General features: G+C 71.9%; 9 protein-coding genes. 5 read left to right on the plus strand and 4 right to left on the minus strand.

All coding sequences use genetic code 11. From position 1 onward, the window contains the following. Nucleotides 1–7 precede the first annotated feature (7 nt). Nucleotides 8–805, minus strand: a complete 798-nt coding sequence (locus LZ198_RS12485; protein ID WP_253972153.1) for a hypothetical protein — start codon at nucleotides 803–805, stop codon at nucleotides 8–10. A 31-nt stretch (nucleotides 806–836) separates the two neighbouring features. After that, nucleotides 837–1,490: an MBL fold metallo-hydrolase gene (locus tag LZ198_RS12490; RefSeq protein ID WP_253972154.1), complete on the minus strand. Its 654-nt coding sequence runs from the start codon at nucleotides 1,488–1,490 to the stop codon at nucleotides 837–839. 158 nt (nucleotides 1,491–1,648) lie between these two features. On the opposite strand from LZ198_RS12490, the gene LZ198_RS12495 reads away from it, so the two are divergent. The 5 genes from LZ198_RS12495 (at nucleotide 1,649) to LZ198_RS12515 (ending at nucleotide 11,773) form a co-directional block, all read left to right on the plus strand. After that, nucleotides 1,649–3,556 carry a lipase maturation factor family protein gene (locus tag LZ198_RS12495; RefSeq protein ID WP_253972155.1) on the plus strand — a complete coding sequence of 636 codons (1,908 nt, stop codon included), beginning with the start codon at nucleotides 1,649–1,651 and terminating at the stop codon, nucleotides 3,554–3,556. Between the two features lie 57 nt (nucleotides 3,557–3,613). Next, nucleotides 3,614–7,591, plus strand: a complete 3,978-nt coding sequence (locus tag LZ198_RS12500; RefSeq protein ID WP_253972156.1) for a serine/threonine-protein kinase — start codon at nucleotides 3,614–3,616, stop codon at nucleotides 7,589–7,591. Nucleotides 7,592–7,663: 72 nt separating this feature from the next. Then, a complete protein-coding gene (locus tag LZ198_RS12505; protein WP_253972157.1) occupies nucleotides 7,664–9,406 on the plus strand; it encodes a HEAT repeat domain-containing protein in 1,743 nt (580 codons plus the stop codon). 24 nt (nucleotides 9,407–9,430) lie between these two features. Beyond that, on the plus strand, nucleotides 9,431–10,783 hold the full coding sequence (locus LZ198_RS12510; RefSeq protein WP_253972158.1) for an HD-GYP domain-containing protein: 1,353 nt from the start codon (nucleotides 9,431–9,433) through the stop codon (nucleotides 10,781–10,783). Nucleotides 10,784–10,996: 213 nt separating this feature from the next. Further along, nucleotides 10,997–11,773, plus strand: coding sequence for an Ig-like domain-containing protein (locus LZ198_RS12515; protein ID WP_253972159.1), 777 nt, complete (start codon nucleotides 10,997–10,999; stop codon nucleotides 11,771–11,773). Between the two features lie 169 nt (nucleotides 11,774–11,942). Here LZ198_RS12515 and traB read toward each other — a convergent pair whose 3' ends face one another. Beyond that, a complete protein-coding gene (traB, locus tag LZ198_RS12520; RefSeq protein ID WP_253972160.1) occupies nucleotides 11,943–13,583 on the minus strand; it encodes an outer membrane exchange protein TraB in 1,641 nt (546 codons plus the stop codon). Continuing rightward, nucleotides 13,580–15,763 (minus strand): outer membrane exchange protein TraA family protein, encoded by a 2,184-nt coding sequence (gene traA, locus LZ198_RS12525; protein ID WP_253972161.1) that lies wholly within the window; start codon nucleotides 15,761–15,763, stop codon nucleotides 13,580–13,582. Before traA ends, traB begins: the two co-directional genes overlap by 4 nt. Between the last annotated feature and the right edge of the window lie 50 nt (nucleotides 15,764–15,813).

Here is a 15,813-nt window from a genome sequence, read left to right on the forward strand (position 1 = left end):
CCTCGACTCAGCGCGCGCGGCGGTCGCGCCGGGCCTGGGGGAAATGCCGGGCGAGGTGATTGCGGACGGCGGGCTCCGCCGGGGAGGCGTGGGTGATTCCCGCGCCGGTGCGCAAGAGGTCGTAGATGCCCACGGTCGCGTGCAACGCGCGTCCGCAGTCCTCGGGTACGGGCCGAGCGACGGTGTCCTCGAACTGGGGCCCGTCGGGCGGCAGGCGCGTGCCCAGCTCGGAGAGGAGGGTGCGGGGCGGTGCTCGCACCACGGCACGGAGCATGGGGACGAGGACCTGCTCTCGCAGCGTGCCCAGCAAGGTGATGCAGTCGAAGACACGGCGCTGCTGCGCCATGCACGCGGCCTGATGGACCCAGACCCAGAAGCGCCCCTCGAACCAGTGCGGAGGCGGAGCGTCGTCCGGGCCGGACATCGGTCGTTCGAGCCGCGCCGTCAGCGCGCCGCTGTGCTCCCAGACGACGGAGGTCTTCCCCTCGAGATGCCCCAGCTCCGTGAGCGTGGCGAAGTCCAGCTCCACGTGGATGAGCGGGCGGTCGTAGAGGCAGGTGAGCCGTCGTGAATCCTCGGAGAAGGCCTGGAGCAGCGGGCCCGCGGCCTTCGCCAGGTCGAGCCGCTCCGCGAGGACCCCGGCGAGCGCCTCGTCGCGACAGACGAGCACCAGCACCAGCTCCCGCGTTCCGTCGATGTACGTCGGCCTGTGGCCATCCGCGCGCGCCACGCCCAGGAGGCGCGCATCGGTGGACCATGCCCTCACGGCCCCATCGAGGAAGCGGGCCCGGATGTCCAAATCCATCCAGGCAGTCTACCCAATCGCGGAGGGCGCTTCAGGGCGCGGGCGCGGCGGGGGCCTCCATGTCCTCCTCCAGCGCGCGACGCAGGGCGGCCGCGCCGTCGCGGACGATGGGCGCTCCATGGGCGAAGCAGACGGTGTCCACGGTGAGGTGGTCCAGGATGCGCTGGACGCTCTGACGGGTGCGCAGCGGGTCGTCCTGGTACTCACTGGGGACGAACTCCGGCGTGCCCTTGTCGTCGTGGACCAGCAGGTCGGAGATGAAGGCGACGCCGCGCGGGTGTCGCTGCATCCACAGCGTGTACATGGCGATGGCCGGGCCGGGCGTGTGGAAGGGCATCAGCCCGGCGGGGAGCGTGTCGCCCGCCACGTAGGTGAAGTCCGGCGTGTCCTCGAGGCCATGGGCATCCTCCGGAGCCCACACCGGCGCGCCGAGCTCCTTGCGGAAACGCCACGCGGAGCGCTGGTGGTTGCCCGCCGTCAGGAGGATGGCGGTGATGTCCCCCAGCTCGCGGAGCTTCGCCTCGTCGATGGGCAACGGGTCGATGAGGACGACCGCGCCGTCGTCATCCACCACCGCATAGGCGTCACTCCGGCTCCCGCCGATGCGGTCATCGGACACGCTCCAGTGATGGACGCCGGGCACCACCTCGACCAGTCGTCGTGCCTTCCCCTTGGGCTCGCTCATGCGGAGAAGCTAGGCACCGCGTCCCGAAGACCAGGGGCCGTCCGCGCGCGGCGCGCCTGCCCGGTCGGTCTCCCTCCCCCGGAGCGGCCACCCTCCCGCGACCGGGCGCGGCCAGGGCCTCCGGGCACACGCACACTTCCGGGAAGGAGGAAGGCCACATGCGCGCGATGGCTTTCGACCCATCCCCTCGACCCCTCGTCTTCTACGACGGCGACTGCGGCTTCTGCCGTCGCTGGGTGGCCCGTTGGAGCGCGCGCACGCAGGGGCGTGTGCGCTTCCTGCCGGGCAGCGACTGGAGGCGGCGGCTCCTCGGTATCTCCTCGAAGGACATGCGCGGGGCCATGCAGCTCGTGGAGCCCTCGGGTCGGTTGTCCCGGGGCGCGGAGGCGGCCTTCCGCGCGCTCACCTGGTCGCCCCGCTGGACGACCCGTGTCGCGGCGAGGCTGGGCCTGCTGCCCGGCGTGCTCCAGGCGGCGCGAGGGGTCTACGGTGTCATCGCCCGGAACCGGACCGCGGCGTCACGGGTGGACCGCTGGCTCTTCGGCCGGAGCGTGGCGCCACGGGAGTACCGCTGGGTGCGCTGGGGCTTCCTCCGGTTGATGGGCGGCGTCTACCTCATCGCCTTCACGTCCCTGGGGAGGCAGGTCCTCGGGCTCATCGGCTCGCGCGGCATCCGGCCCGCGAAGGAGCTCCTGGACACGGACCGCTCCGGCCTGACCGCGTTGGAGCGCTGGCGTCGGTTGCCCACGGTGTTCTGGCTCGATGCCTCCGACGAGGCGCTGGTGCGCGGATGTCGCGTGGGACAGGGGTTGTCCCTCGCGGTGCTGCTCGGCCTCGCGCCGCGTCCCGCCCTGGCGCTGCTGTGGGGCCTGTACCTCTCCTATGCCTCCGTGGGCCGCGAGTTCCTGTCGTTCCAGTGGGACGTGCTGCTCCTGGAGATGGGCCTCCTGTCGGTGCTCACCGCGCCGAATGGCTTGCGACCCGGACTGGGACGCGGCGGGCCCGGTGCGTTCGACGTGTTCCTCTTCAGGCTGCTCACCTTCCGGCTCTACTTCGGCTCTGGCATCAGCAAGTGGCAGTCCGGCGACAGGACGTGGCGCGAGCTGACGGCGTGTCGGCACTATTACGAGACGGCGCCGCTGCCCACGCGAGGCGGCTGGTATGCGCACCACCTCTCCTCGTCCATGCAGCGGGCCTCGACGGGAGCGGTGCTCGCGCTGGAGGTCGGAGGACCGTTCTTCGTGTTCCTCCCACGCCGCCCGAGGATGCTCGCCTTCGGCGCCTTCACGGGCCTCCAGGCCGCCATCGCCGCCACGGGCAACTATGGCTTCTTCAACCTCCAGTCGGCGGTGTTGGGATTGTGGCTGCTGGACGACGAGGCCCTGCGGCGCGTGCTTCCACTGAGGCGGGCGTCGCCCCTGGCGCCGCGTCCCGGGTGGCGCACGGCGGTGTCGGCCGCGCTCGTCTCGCCGCTGGTGGTGCTCGGGGCCGCGGACGTCTTCCTTCGCTTCGAGCGGGGCGCTCGCTTGTCGGCGCGGGTGATGCGCCCGCTGACGTGGTTGCATGGCTGCGCGCGTCCGCTGCGCTCGGTGAACCGGTATGGCCTCTTCAGCGTCATGACGGTGGAGCGGCCGGAGGTCGTCGTGGAGGGCTCGAACGACGGCGAGCACTGGATGGCCTATCCCTTCCGCTACAAGGTGGGCGCCGTGGACCGGCCTCCGTCGCAGGTCGCCCCACATCAGCCCCGGTTGGACTGGCAGATGTGGTTCGCCGCCCTCTCCGCTCCACCCACCTGGTTCGTCGCCTTCCTGGCGAGGCTGCTCCAGGGTTCGCCAGACGTGCTCGGACTGCTCGCGGGCAATCCCTTTCAAGACACGCCTCCCCGGCAGGTGCGCGCCGTGCTGTACGACTACCGGATGACGGACCTGTCCGAGCGGCGGCGGACCGGCGCCTGGTGGCGGCGCGAGCGCCTGGGCCTCTATGTCCAACCCCTGTCCCTGGCCCCGGGACCGCAGCCCTCCGGCCGCATCCCCCGGCTGGCATGGCAGGCATCGCACGGGGTGTAACCGACACCCCCCTGTCACCGAGTTGCGTGAGGACCTGAAGGGAACTGGCGTAGGCCCATGTCGGCTGGCTACCGTGTGCGTGCGATGACGCCCGCGAGCAGTCCGGTTCCCCTGGTCTTCGGCCGCTATGCGGTGCTGACCCGCCTCGCGGTGGGCGGCATGGGGGAAATCTTCCTGGCGCGCCAGGTGGGCGTCAGCGGCTTCGAGCGGCTGGTCATCCTCAAGAACCTCCTGCCGGACCTGCTGGACCAGGAGGGCTCGCTGGAGATGTTCCTCGACGAGGCGCGCGTGGCGGGCCGCCTCAACCACCCCAACGTCGTCTCCGTGTTCGAGGTCGGGGAGTGGGGCGGCACGTACTACATCGCCATGGAGTACATCGAGGGGGAGAACCTGGGGCGTCTGGCGCGCGCGGCGGTGCGGTCCGCGTCGCCCCTGAGTCCTCGGGTCTGCGCCGAAATCATCCGCGACGCGGCGCTGGGGTTGGACCACGCGCACGCGGCGGTGGACACGCAGGGCGCGCCGTTGGAGCTCGTGCACCGCGACATCAGCCCGCAGAACATCATGGTGCGGTTGGACGGCGTGACGAAGGTGGTGGACTTCGGCGTGGCCAAGGCGAGCAACCGCTCCACGCGCACACGCACCGGCATCCTCAAGGGCAAGCTGCGCTACATGTCGCCGGAGCAGGTGCGCAACCAGCCGCTCGACGGGCGCAGCGACCAGTACGCGCTGGGCGTGGTGCTGTGGGAGCTGGTGACGCGGCGTCCGCTCGTCGAGAACGACAACCCGGCGGAGGCGATGCGGCGCATCGCGCTGACCCCCGCGCCCCGCCCCTCGACGGTCGTGGATGGCATCCATCCGCTGCTCGAGAACATCATCCTGCGCATGCTGGCCAAGGCGCGAGAGCAGCGCTTCGAGCGCTGCGCGGAGGTCGCGCGCGCCCTCCAGGTCTACCTGGACGAGTCCGCCCGGCAGGGCGAGCCCGGGGTGTCGGCCACCGCCGAGCGGCTGGTCGGAGAGGCGGTGCGCGCCCGGCTGCGCGAGCCGAGCGTGGGCCTCGAGGGCGTGCTGCTGCGGGCTCCGGGCTCCACCGTGTCGTGTCCGCGCTGCGGTCAGTCCACCAGCGGGACCAGCCGCTTCTGCCCGCACTGTGGCAGCGCGCTCGCGCAGGCGGCCCCGACGCCTCCGTCCGGCGCGTCCTCGTCTCCGTCGGTGATTTCGTCCTCGGCGCTCATCTCGGTGCCGTCGCGCGACGTGGCGCCGTCCATGGTGCAGCCGCTGGAGCCGGAGACCACCACCACGCCCTCGGCGGAGTCCCCGACGGCGCTGCACGACTCGGAGTCGGGCCTCGACGTCGGGTTGGAGACGGCGGCGTTGGGGGACTCGTCGCCGGAGCCCACCGTGCAGGTGCGGGGGCGCGAGGGGGGCGCGCTCCGGCGCAAGCTCGTCGTCGTCACGGTGGATGTCACGGGCTCGGACGCGCTGCGACGCAAGCTGGGGGAAGAGGAGGGGATGGAGGCGGTGGGGCGCATGCTCGACGTGGCGGCCTCCGTCGCGGAGCGCCACGAGGCGGAGGTGGTGCAGCTCACCGAGACGCGCTGGAGCCTGGCCTTCGGTCTGCCGGTGGCGCGCAGGGATGACCCGCTGCGGGCGGTGCGCTGCGCCCTGGAGCTGCTGCGCTCGGTGGAGGGGATGGGGCTGTCCCCCATGCCGGTGGTCCGGGCGGGGCTGGAGTTCGACGCGGTGCTGGTGAGCGGGGGCGGCGGGCGCGTGCCCTGGCGGGTGACGGGCGCGGCCCTGGAGCGCTCCATCTCGCTGGCGTCGGCGTCCACGCCGGGCGAGGTGCTGGCGGGCGCGTCGGCGAAGTCGCTGCTCGAGGAGGGCGTGCGCTTCGCGGAGGCCCCGGACTTCGAGCCCGGGACGGCCTGGCGCGTGGAGGGGCTGGGCGGCGTGGTGCGCTCGGTGCCGTTCGGTGGTCGCGACGACGCGCTCGCGCTGGCGGATGCCGTGGTGGCCGGTGTCCGAAGCGGCTCGGGCGGCGCGCGGCTCTTCCTGGGCGCGGCGGGCATGGGCAAGAGCCGCCTGCTGGAGGCCATCGCGGAGGGCGCCGGACGCGCGGCGGGGCTCCGGGTCATCCGGGTCAGCGCGGAGGACCTGCACGGCGCGGGTGCCATGGGGTTGATTCGCTCGGTGCTCACCGGGCTGGCGCGGACGCTGGGGAGCGTGACGGAGGTCGCGCCGCTCCAACCCCTCGCCGCGTTGGGGCTCACCCCGCAGGAGGTCTCCGCGCTGTGGCGTCGGCTCGCGCACGGCGGGCCGCAGGGGCAGCTCCAGGCGTCGGATGCGGCGGTGACGGACGCGCTGCTGCGCGCCGCGCGTCCGGATGGGTTGCTGTTGCTCGTGGACGACATCCACCGCGCGGACGTGCCCTCGGTGGAGCTGGTCGCGTCGCTGCTGGGGGCCTCGGGTTCGGGCGTGGGGCTCGTCGCGACCTCGGCGCCGGAGGGCGTGCCCGCGTCGCTCGTGTCGCTGCCCGCCACGTCCCTGGAGGGGCTGCCCCGGCTGGAGCTGCGAGGGCTGCTCGCCGAGGCCTTCGGTGCTCCGCCGGGCCTGGAGGTGGAGCGGGTGGTCTTCGAGCGCTCGCAGGGCAATCCCTCCTTCGCGCTGGAGTTGATGCGGGCGCTGGTGGAGCGCGGGGCCGTGCAGCGGTTGGGGGGCGCGTGGCAGGCGACGGCGCCCCTGGCCGAGGTGGGCCTCCCGGACAGCCTGGGGCTCGCGCTGGGGGCCCGGCTGGACCTGCTGCCCCCCACCGCGCAGCGCTTCCTGGCGCGCGCCTCCGTGGAGGGCGCCGTGTTCTCCTCGGTGCTGGTCCAGGCCTCGCTCGTGGGCGAGGACGTGGGCGACGCGCGCGAGGTGCTGGTGGCCGATGGGTGGCTGGTGGCGCTGGTGGACCGCCCCGGCTGCTTCCGCTTCGCGCTGGAGCAGGCGCGCCAGGTGCTGCTGGAGCGACTGCCGGCGAGCACGCTGCGTCGGGCGCACGAGGAGCTGGCGGAGGCGCTGTCCCGGGACTTCTTCGCCGCGGAGCCGGCGCGCGAGGTCCGCGTGGCGGACCACCTGCTCGCCGCCGCGTCGCCCGCTGCCGCCTCGGCGTGTGAGCGCGCCGGAGAGCGACTGGCGGCGCGAGGCGAGTGGCGCGCGGCCGCGGAGTACTTCCTGCGCGCGATGGGCGAGACGCCCGGGGCCACGCCGCCCGCGCGAGCGTGGCAGCTGGGCATGCTGACGCGCGCGCTCACCTGCATGACGCAGGTGGACCCGGGGGCGGTGGAGGTGCTGGCGCGTCCCTGGCTGGAGCGGCTGCCGGACGCGGAGGCCCTGGCGGCGCGCGCGGAGGTGATGCGGCGCGTGGCCATCGCGGACCTGAAGCTGGGCCGGGTGGCCGCCGCGGAGGCGCGCCTGGTGACGGCCCGTGACGCGGCCGCCACGGACCCGGAGGTGGAGGCCTGGGTGTTGGGCGAGCGCGCCCGCGTCCGCGAGGCCCGGGGCGACGTGTCGGGTGCGGTGGAGCTGCTGACCCAGGCCTTCCAGCGCATGGGCGGACGGCCCGCGCGGGCGCCCGACTTCTATTGGGAGCACCTCAACCTGTTGGGTCGCCTCCAGCTGCGCCTCAACCAGCCGGAGCGCGCGCGTATCACCTTCACCCACGCCTCCGACCAGGCGCGCGCCGTCTCCAGCGCGGTGGGCCAGGCGCGTGCGCTCTCCAACCTCGCGGGGCTGCGCGTCTTCGCGGGTGAGCACGCCGCGGCGCTGGCCGAACTGGAGCGGGCGCTCGTCCTCGCGGAGCAGGGCGGCGACGCCCAGGAGGCCGCCCGCATCCACTACAACGTCGGGCGACTGCTCGGGGCCCAGGGCCGCGCGGCCGAGGCGCGCGAGCGTCTGGAGCGCGCTCGCGAGCGGGCGCGCACGGCCGGCTGGCGGGAGGGAGAGGCCCTCGCCACCCAAGCCCTGGGTGCCCTGGAATCACAGACCCCTCGCCCCTGAGGAACGCCTGCACAGGTGGAGAGTGGTTTCCGGTTTTTGGGTCATGGCAAGAATTGTTGGTATTCCATTGCCATGCCTGTCTCCGTCCCCAGAGGCCCTTCGGTCCTGCCCACTGTCGGGGCGCAGCCCATCCAGACGGCCGGCGAGGCCGCGTCGGAGGTAGGGCATTCGCTGAGCAAGGCATTGAACGCGTACCGCTTCTATGCGGAAGGGCACGCGAGCCTCGTGGAGGTCCAGCAGCGCCTCTGGGAGGCGATGCATCGCTATCACGGCGTGTCGGGCGAGGCCGTGGTGCTGCACGTGCGCTCCACGATGCTGGTGTTGCGGGACGTGCCCTTGCTGGAGGTCACCTCGCCCCGGGACTCGATGACGCGTCCGCTGTTCCTGGAGGGGGTGCAGGAGGTGTTGTTGCAGCCGGGCCTGGAGCAGGACGAGCTGAATGCCTTCTTGAGCCTGTGGTACCGCGCGCTGCAGCGGACGTTGCCGCCGGAGTACGACTTCTACACGTGCTTCTGGGAGCGGGGCTTCGAGGACATCGAGCTCGTCGTCGCGGAGGTCCCCGCGGCGGTGGAGGCGGGCTCGGACGCGGCGAAGGACGAGGCGCTGCTGGCCGAGCGGGAGGAGCAGTTGTTCGCGGAGCTGACCCGCCGGGAGTCCTCGGGCCGGGGGCGCCGCCGCCCCGTGGGGCACGACGAGTGGCTCGCGCGCCTGGAGGCGGAGGTGCTGGCGCCGGTGAACGCACAGGACCTGACGCGCTCGGATGCGCAGGGCTTCGCGGGCGCCACCGACGCGGAGCTGGCGGAGCTGCGCGCGCTGATGGAGCGGGAGCGCTCCGCGGACGGGCTCCACGAGCGGGGCTTGTGGATGGTGTGGGGCCTGCTGGCGGTGTGCCGGGAGGAGGAGCGCGCGGAGCTGCTGGGGTGGGCGGAGGAGCTGCTGGCGGGGCTCGCGACGCATGGGCGGTGGACGGAGCTGTCGCAGGTGGTGCAGGGGATGACGCGGGATGCGCGCGCCGCGCAGGCCCGGACGCCGGACCTCTACGCCGTCGCGCGGCTGTTCTTCCGCGAGCAGATGCGCTTCGCGCTGGCCAGCGCCACGGCCCAGCCCGGGGTGCTGCTGAAGGTGTTGGAGCTGTTGAGTGTGTTGCCGCGCGACGCGCTGCAGGTCGCTCCGGAGCTGGTGTTCGAGCTGCCCTCTCCGCAGGCCCGGGGGACGCTGGCGAAGCTGCTCGTGCGTCGCGGCATCCCGCTCGGAATCCTGGTGCCGCGCATCGCGTCGCTGAACGAGAAGGACCTCGACTGGCTCCAGCCCCTGCGGGAGTCGGGGCCGGAGGCGCACGCGCTGACGGCGGCCCTGCTCGGGCATCCCCGCCCGCAGGTCCGCATCGCCCTGTTGTCACGGCTGAGTCCGAAGGACGTGGAGCAGCACCGCTCCGCGCTCCTGAAGCTGCTCGCGGACCCGGACCCGGGCGTCCGTGGCGCGGTGCTGGTGCTGCTGGTGCAGCACGGCGTGGAGGCCGCGGTGGGGACGTTGGTGGCCCGCCTCGAGGTGAAGCTGGAGGCGCGCGAGCGGATGGCCGTGCTGCGCGCGCTCGCGGACCTGGGGGGGCCCGTCGCCGCCGCCGCGCTGCGCACGACCTTCGAGCGCGAGCAGGACATCGACATGAAGACCCACTGCGCCCGCTGCATCGGCGTCCTGGGGGACCCTCGGGCGCGGCCGCTGCTGGAGGCGGTCGCCGGCAAGCTCTTCGCGCCCCGAGCGCTCAGACAGGCTTGCAAGGAGGCGCTGGCGCAGCTCGCGCCAGTGGGAGGTTAGCGGGCGATGTCCGGGGGGACACACATGAACGACTCGGCGGCGGCACAAGCGGACAAGTCGCAGGTGGGCCTGAAGCTCATGGCGCTCGTCGTGCGATGTCTGAACACGGTGTCGCTGCACGACGTGGACAACTCCAGCTCGAAGGAGACCATCGAGGAGCTGGGCGTGTTGCTGGACGCGGAGCTACGCCAGCAGAAGTCGGTGGAGCTCCAGTGCGTGGGCGGCATCCCGTTCCTCAATGGCGCGCGCCTGAAGATGGGCGAGGAGCACCTGGAGACGGCGGTGGCGCTGCGGCGCTATCTGGAGCACCTCCAGGTGCAGGAGATTTCGTTCGGCGCGGGGCTCCGGCGTGAGCACCTGCGCGGCTTCTTCCTGGCGTTCCAGAAGCATCGCCGCGCGCCCAAACCCCAGGCCATCTTGCAGGAGAAGCTGGGGCTGGTCCGGCTGCGCGAGACGCTCTCCGCGTCGACGGTGCTGACGCCGCGCGAGGTGCTGTTGCGCTACTACGCGCGGCTCGTCGTGTTGCTCAAGCACGTCATCGGTTCGCAGACGCCGGTGCGCGTCGAGCGCTTCCGTCGCGTGCTCCAGCGGCTGGCCGAGGCCTCCGTCGGACACGAGGCCCTGCTGGTGGGGCTGACGCGCTTCCACCGCAAGGACGTGGATGGGGGACAGCACGGCGCCGCGGTGGCGGTGCTGGTGTTGTTGATGGCGCGCAGGATGGGGATGCCCCGGGCGCAGCAGCTCGACCTGGCCCTCAGCGGCCTGTTCCACGACCTGGGCCGGGGGACCTCGGCGCTCCCGCCGGAGCGGGAGTTCGACCGCTCCTCGCACGAACTCCTGGCGCGACGGGGACCGTTGAAGACGGCGCTCCGGATGTTGCAGCGTCCGCTGGACCCCGGGCGGCTGGAGCGCGTGGTGGCGGCGCATGATTGCCTCCAGCCGGCCTGGAGCGGTCCGGTGCAGCGGCCGGTGGGGCTGGCGGGGCGGATGCTGGCGGTGCCCTGCGCCTTCGACCTGCTGACGTTCCCGGCGCCTCCTCACCCGGGGCTGCCGCCGGACACGGCGCTGCGGCTCATCAGTCACCGGGCCGGGACGCGCTTCGACCCTCGGGTCGTGCGGCTCTTCACCGCGGTGGCGGGCTTCTATCCGGTGGGGACGCTGGTGCGCCTGTCCGGCGGCCAGCTGGGCGTGGTGATGGACGTGCCCACGGACCCGGCGCAGGCGGCCCGGCCTCGCGTCCGCGTCGTCCAGGGCGCGGGGAGGACGAAGGCGGACTACGTGGTCGACCTCGCCGAGCCCGGGCAGCGACTCACCATCGTCGCCTCCCTCGACTCGACGGAGAGCGACCTCAACGTGCCCCACTTCCTGTTCTCCTGAGGAGGGCGGGGGCTCGGGAGGACCGCACGCCTGGATGCGTGCTTGTGGACGCTTGGGGCTCCAGCGGCTCGGGCGCGGAACATCCCTGCTCGCGTGCGTGGTGGTGGGCGTGTTTAAGATGGGCGCCTCTCCCGCTCCTGTTCCGTTGTCGCCGCCGTGAAGACGCCGCGCACTCTCATTCGTTCCGTCGTTCCTTTGGCGCTCGGGCTGCTGATGGCCTGTGGGCCGACGCCGACCTCCATCACGCTCCAGCCGCTGGAGTCGAAGTTCCTGCGCACGCCCGGGCAGAACGTGAAGCTGGACTACGTGGTCCTCGATGACGAGGGCAACCGCATGTCCGAGCCGAAGCTGCGCTGGACCAGCTCCGCGCCGGAGGTCGCGCTCGTCCAGGATGGAGTGGTGACGGTGCGTCGGTCGGGGAAGACCGTCATCGGCGTGACGGGAGGCAAGGTGCGCGAGGCGCTGCCCCTGGACGTGGTCATCCTCAACTCGCTGGACGTGCGCGCCCCCGGGGCGGACTTCCTCGAGGTGGGGCGGACCATCAAGCTGCGCGTGGTGGCTCGCAACGAGCAGGGGGCCTCGCTCGCTGACGCGATGCCGGCCTTCACCTCGTCGGACGAGACGGTGGCGCGGGTGGAGGACGGGCAGTTGGTGGCGGTGCGCCCGGGCTCGGCGACCGTGAGCGCGACGCTGGGGCACCTGTCGCGACACATCGCCGTGCAGGTGGTCCCCGCGGACTTCGCGCGCCTGGGGCTCAACCTGACGCACCACCAGTTCCAGCGCCGGGGCCAGTCCGTGATGCTCCAGGCGCGGGCCTTCAACCGCAGTGGCGTCGTGCTCGACACGGTGCCGCTCGAATGGTTCTCCTCGGACGCGAACGTGGTCTCCGTGTCCCAGGATGGGCGGGTGACGGCGGTGGGGACCGGACGCGCCGTCGTCTCCGTCGTCGCCGGTCGTCGCCGCACCGCCGCGGAGTTCGTCGTTCCCTGACGGGTGGGGCGTCGCCTCCTCGAGGCGGTGAGGCGCGTGCCGCCCGTGTGGGGCCTGGCGTGACGGCCCGGCTGCCCGGCGCAGGGCAGGGGCCGCTCCGTCCACGGTGGGTTTGAGCTGGGGTGGGCCCGGCTCGACCAGGGTGACCCCGTCGAGCCCGGGCGTCGCTCTACGGCGTGGGGGCCGGGCTCCCGGTGTTGGGCCGGGAGACGGGCGCCTTCTGCGGCTTGGGGCGCTTGCCCTTCTTGTCCGTCGGCTCCTCGGGGCACGGCGGGCGGGGGCCCTCGCTGGGCGGCTGGATGGTGAACTCGACGCGGCGGTTGAGGGCCATGCCCTCCTCCGTCGTGTTGTCGGACAGCGGCCGGCTGCGGCCGAAGCCCTGCGAGCACAGCCGCTCGGCGACCACGCCGCTCTCGACGAGGAAGCGCATGACGCTGGAGGCGCGGCGGCGCGACAGCTCGAGGTTGTACGCGTCGCTCGCGCGGGCGTCGGTGTGGCCCTCCACGAGGATGCGGTCGACCTCCTTGTTCTCGTTCATCACCCGCGCCACCTCCTCCAGGATGGGGAAGGACTCGGACAGGATGACGTCCTGGTCCGTGGCGAAGTTCACCTGCTCCAGGATGACGATCTTGTTCCCGTCGCGGCGCGCGAGCGGGCAGCCCTCGCGGCCGCGGCTGTTGGCCGGCTGGTCCGGGCACTTGTCGAGGCGGTCCACCACGCCGTCGCCGTCGCGGTCGAAGTCCGGGCAGCCCGCGTTCTCCACGGGGCCGGGCACGTCCGGGCAGCGGTCGGTCACGCCGATGACGGAGTCGCCGTCGGGGTCGATGAGGGGCGCGGGCGGCGGGGGCGGCTCCGGGGGCTCCTTGAAGCGCTCCAGCGCCTCCCACTCGCGCGTCTTCGCGGGAATCCAGATGATGGACGTGAAGAAGCTGAGCGTGGGCGAGGCGAGCGAGCAACCACAGCCCGCGCCGCCGCCGAAGGTGAACGTCAAGCCGGTGGAGCTGTACCAGCGCAGGCCGATGAGCAGCTCCGCGGGCACCTGACGCTCCTGGCCGGGGGCCTTCTTGAGGCCCACCGCGCCGTTGACCATGCCCAGGGCCATGACGCCGCTGCCGCGGAGGATGGGGACCTCCGCGCCCACGCCGAAGGGCATCATGTCGCCGAGCTGCACGTCGTCGAACACGCGGTCCGGCCGCTTCCAGAAGCCACCGTTGAGCGCGAGCAGGATGCCGTTGCCGAAGCGGTAGTCGACCACGAGGCCCGGGGCCCACGTCAGCTCGCCCTCACCCGCGAAGGCGTCCTGGGCGCCGGTGGGGAAGCTCACGTTGAGCGTCAGCGCGGCGCCGAAGCCCTTGCCCTCCGCGGGGCGGCGCAGGCCGGGGATGGCCACCTTGCCGGAGATGCGCAGGTCGCCGAGCACGAAGCTCTCCACGCTCCCCTCGGTGCCGATGACCTCCAGGTTCTGGCCGCCCTGCGCGAGGATGAGCGGCATGTCCACGCCGACCTCGGCCCAGTCGAACAGGCCGACCATGGCCATGACGTCGAGCTGGAGGCGGTTGCCGACGAGGCTGATCTTCTCCAGGTCACCGCCCTCGGGGATGAGGGTGAGCGGGTTGAGCGAGTAGCTGAAGTACGGCCCCGCGGCCACGGTGGCGTGCGAGAGCGGCCGGGACTGCGTCACGACCACGAGGTCCTGGGGACCGGCGGAGGGACGGAACAGCTGCACGTCGAAGCGCGCGTCGGGCTGGGCGGCGGCGAGGGTGGACCATCCCAGCGCCGCGAGGAGGAGGGGCAGGCGGGAGGTCTTCATTGGACGCGGCGGTGGGAGCGCAGGAGCAGGAGGCCGGCGGCGAGCAGGAAGAGCATGGCGGCGCTGCCCGCGGGCGTGGCGTCGGCGGTGGTGCCGCAGCAGAAGGCGCCGCCCTGTGGGTCGGTGCCGGGTTTGCGTCGACCACGTTCACACGCCTGGGTCTTCGCGGAGCAGTGCTGGACACCGAGGCAGTCCTCGCTGTCCGTGCAGGAGCTGGAGCAGGTGTTGGTGCCGAGGTCGCACGTGCCGCCGCAGGGGCAGTGGGCGTCGGCGAAGCACTGGACGCAGGACTCGCCGTTGCAGACGAGCCCGTCATCGCAGGTCACCGCGCAGGCACCGGCGTTCTCGCAGGCGCGGGTGGTGGGGTTGCACTGGCCGCTGCCGCAGTCGTCGTTGTTGCGGCAGCCGACGCAGGCGCTGTTCTGCACGGAGCCGTCGGACAGGCAGAAGGGCGTGTCGCCCTCGCACGCGCCGCAGCGCGCGCCACAGTGCCGGTCGGTGGTGCACGAGCTGCACTCACCGCTGAGGCAGAACTGACCGTCGCCGCACTCGAGGTCGGTGCGGCACTGGACGCAGACCTCGCCGTCGAGGCAGTAGGGCCGCTCGCCGGGGCACTTCGAGCAGCCAGGGCCACAGGCATCCGCCGTGTTGCACTTGGGCAGCTCGGCCACGCAGCGGCCGTTGAGCGGATCGCACTTCTCGCCCGTGGCGCACTGGCTGTCGGTGGTGCACTCGACGCAGGAAGGGGAGGCGCCGGGCGTGAGGGCGGAGCACTGGGTGCCGTTGGGGCAGCAGTTGCAGGAGTTGCCCGCGCAGGCGTCGTTCGTGTTGCAGGGGACGCACTGGTGATTGGAGCAGGCCTTGCCGCGGGCGCACTGCTCGTCGACGTTGCACTCGACGCAGGTGTGCGTCTCGGGAGCGCAGGTCTGGCCATTGGGGCAGTGGGTGTCGTCGGTGCACTGGACGCAGGTGGAGGACTCCTCGTCGCAGGTCGCTCCCGGACAGTCGGAGTCATCGTTGCAGCCGGTGCACTGGTTCGTCTCGAGGTCGCAGCGGCCGTTCTCCGGGCAGTCGGTGTCCTCGTTGCAACCGCGGCACATGTTGTCGGTCAGGTCGCAGCGGCCGTTGGGGCACTGCGAGTCCTCCGTGCACTGCACGCACTGGGTGTTGCCGTTGATGTTCGCGCAGTACGGCGTGGACTGACCGCAAGGCGAGCAGGCCGAGCCGCAGAAGAGCGCGGAGTCGCAGGGCGCGCAGAGGGCGGCGGAGTTGCAGTGGTAGTACGAACCGCAGCCACCGTTGTTCGGTGCGTTGACGTTCGCGCGGCCGCACTGCTCACAGCGATTCGGATCCGTGGGGAAGGACGGCCGGCCGTTCTCCGTCTGGAAGAACTGCGCTGGCTGCAGCAGTTGGAAGCCCGAGCTGTAGAGGTTGATGATCGGCGGCTGATTGGCTGCGCGCTCGAAGTCGGAGAATGCGCCTACGTACATCGACATCTCTAGCGCGGCGTGCTCGCCCACCTCGGCATAGAGGATCTCGACGGCATACAGGCCCGGATTGGTGAACGTGACAGTATTCGTCGTTCGCCACGTCGGGAACCCCAACTGAGGGGGGCGGTTGACGACCACATGCGCTTGCGAACGGTCGTAGATGACTAGGCTGACGGCATCATCAGCGTAGATGCCGAGGTGCAGCGCCTGGCCTGTCAGCGTGCTCGGTACATTCAGGTAGCCACGAAATCGCGAGACGAACGGCGTGAATGCATCGTTGTCGTTAATGACGTTGAAGCTGCATCCTCCCGTCGCACATCCAGGTGCATTGACCTGATTGACGAAGTCGCCATAGCTCAGCGTCCGTCCGTCGTTGAGGTTGTTCGAGATGTCGAACGGCGTTCGCAGGACCGTGGTGACACGATTCAGCTTGCTCGTGGGCTCTTCGATAAAACCATTGATGCCGTCGAGGAAGGTGCCACGTGTTTGAGGGTACTCGCTCGCGGAGCGCGTCCACACATTCGACGCGACACAGAGCCCCTGTCCGCTCTCACTCAGTGCGGGGGCGATGGGGGGGCCTGCGACGACGACGTCCGGCAGCTTCTGCTGGCCCAGAGCGGGGGATGCCGTGAGGCACACCGATAGGACGGCGAGCGCGGCACGCGCGATGCGGAACGAGGGGAGTTTCAAGGCGGCCAAGCATCCTACATCCGTCTGACGAGGGCAATTCTCGGAACGCT

It is taken from the genome of Myxococcus dinghuensis, assembly GCF_024198235.1.
GTDB classification, from domain to species: domain Bacteria; phylum Myxococcota; class Myxococcia; order Myxococcales; family Myxococcaceae; genus Myxococcus; species Myxococcus dinghuensis.

What these genes read in the sequence shown, in the direction of transcription:
- LZ198_RS12485 (WP_253972153.1), bottom strand. Translation starts at nt 805, where the DNA reads ATGGATTTGGACATCCGGGCCCGCTTCCTCGATGGGGCCGTGAGGGCA.
- LZ198_RS12490 (WP_253972154.1), bottom strand. Translation starts at nt 1,490, where the DNA reads ATGAGCGAGCCCAAGGGGAAGGCACGACGACTGGTCGAGGTGGTGCCC.
- LZ198_RS12495 (WP_253972155.1), top strand. Translation starts at nt 1,649, where the DNA reads ATGCGCGCGATGGCTTTCGACCCATCCCCTCGACCCCTCGTCTTCTAC.
- LZ198_RS12500 (WP_253972156.1), top strand. Translation starts at nt 3,614, where the DNA reads ATGTCGGCTGGCTACCGTGTGCGTGCGATGACGCCCGCGAGCAGTCCG.
- LZ198_RS12505 (WP_253972157.1), top strand. Translation starts at nt 7,664, where the DNA reads ATGCCTGTCTCCGTCCCCAGAGGCCCTTCGGTCCTGCCCACTGTCGGG.
- LZ198_RS12510 (WP_253972158.1), top strand. Translation starts at nt 9,431, where the DNA reads ATGAACGACTCGGCGGCGGCACAAGCGGACAAGTCGCAGGTGGGCCTG.
- LZ198_RS12515 (WP_253972159.1), top strand. Translation starts at nt 10,997, where the DNA reads ATGGCCTGTGGGCCGACGCCGACCTCCATCACGCTCCAGCCGCTGGAG.
- traB (WP_253972160.1), bottom strand. Translation starts at nt 13,583, where the DNA reads ATGAAGACCTCCCGCCTGCCCCTCCTCCTCGCGGCGCTGGGATGGTCC.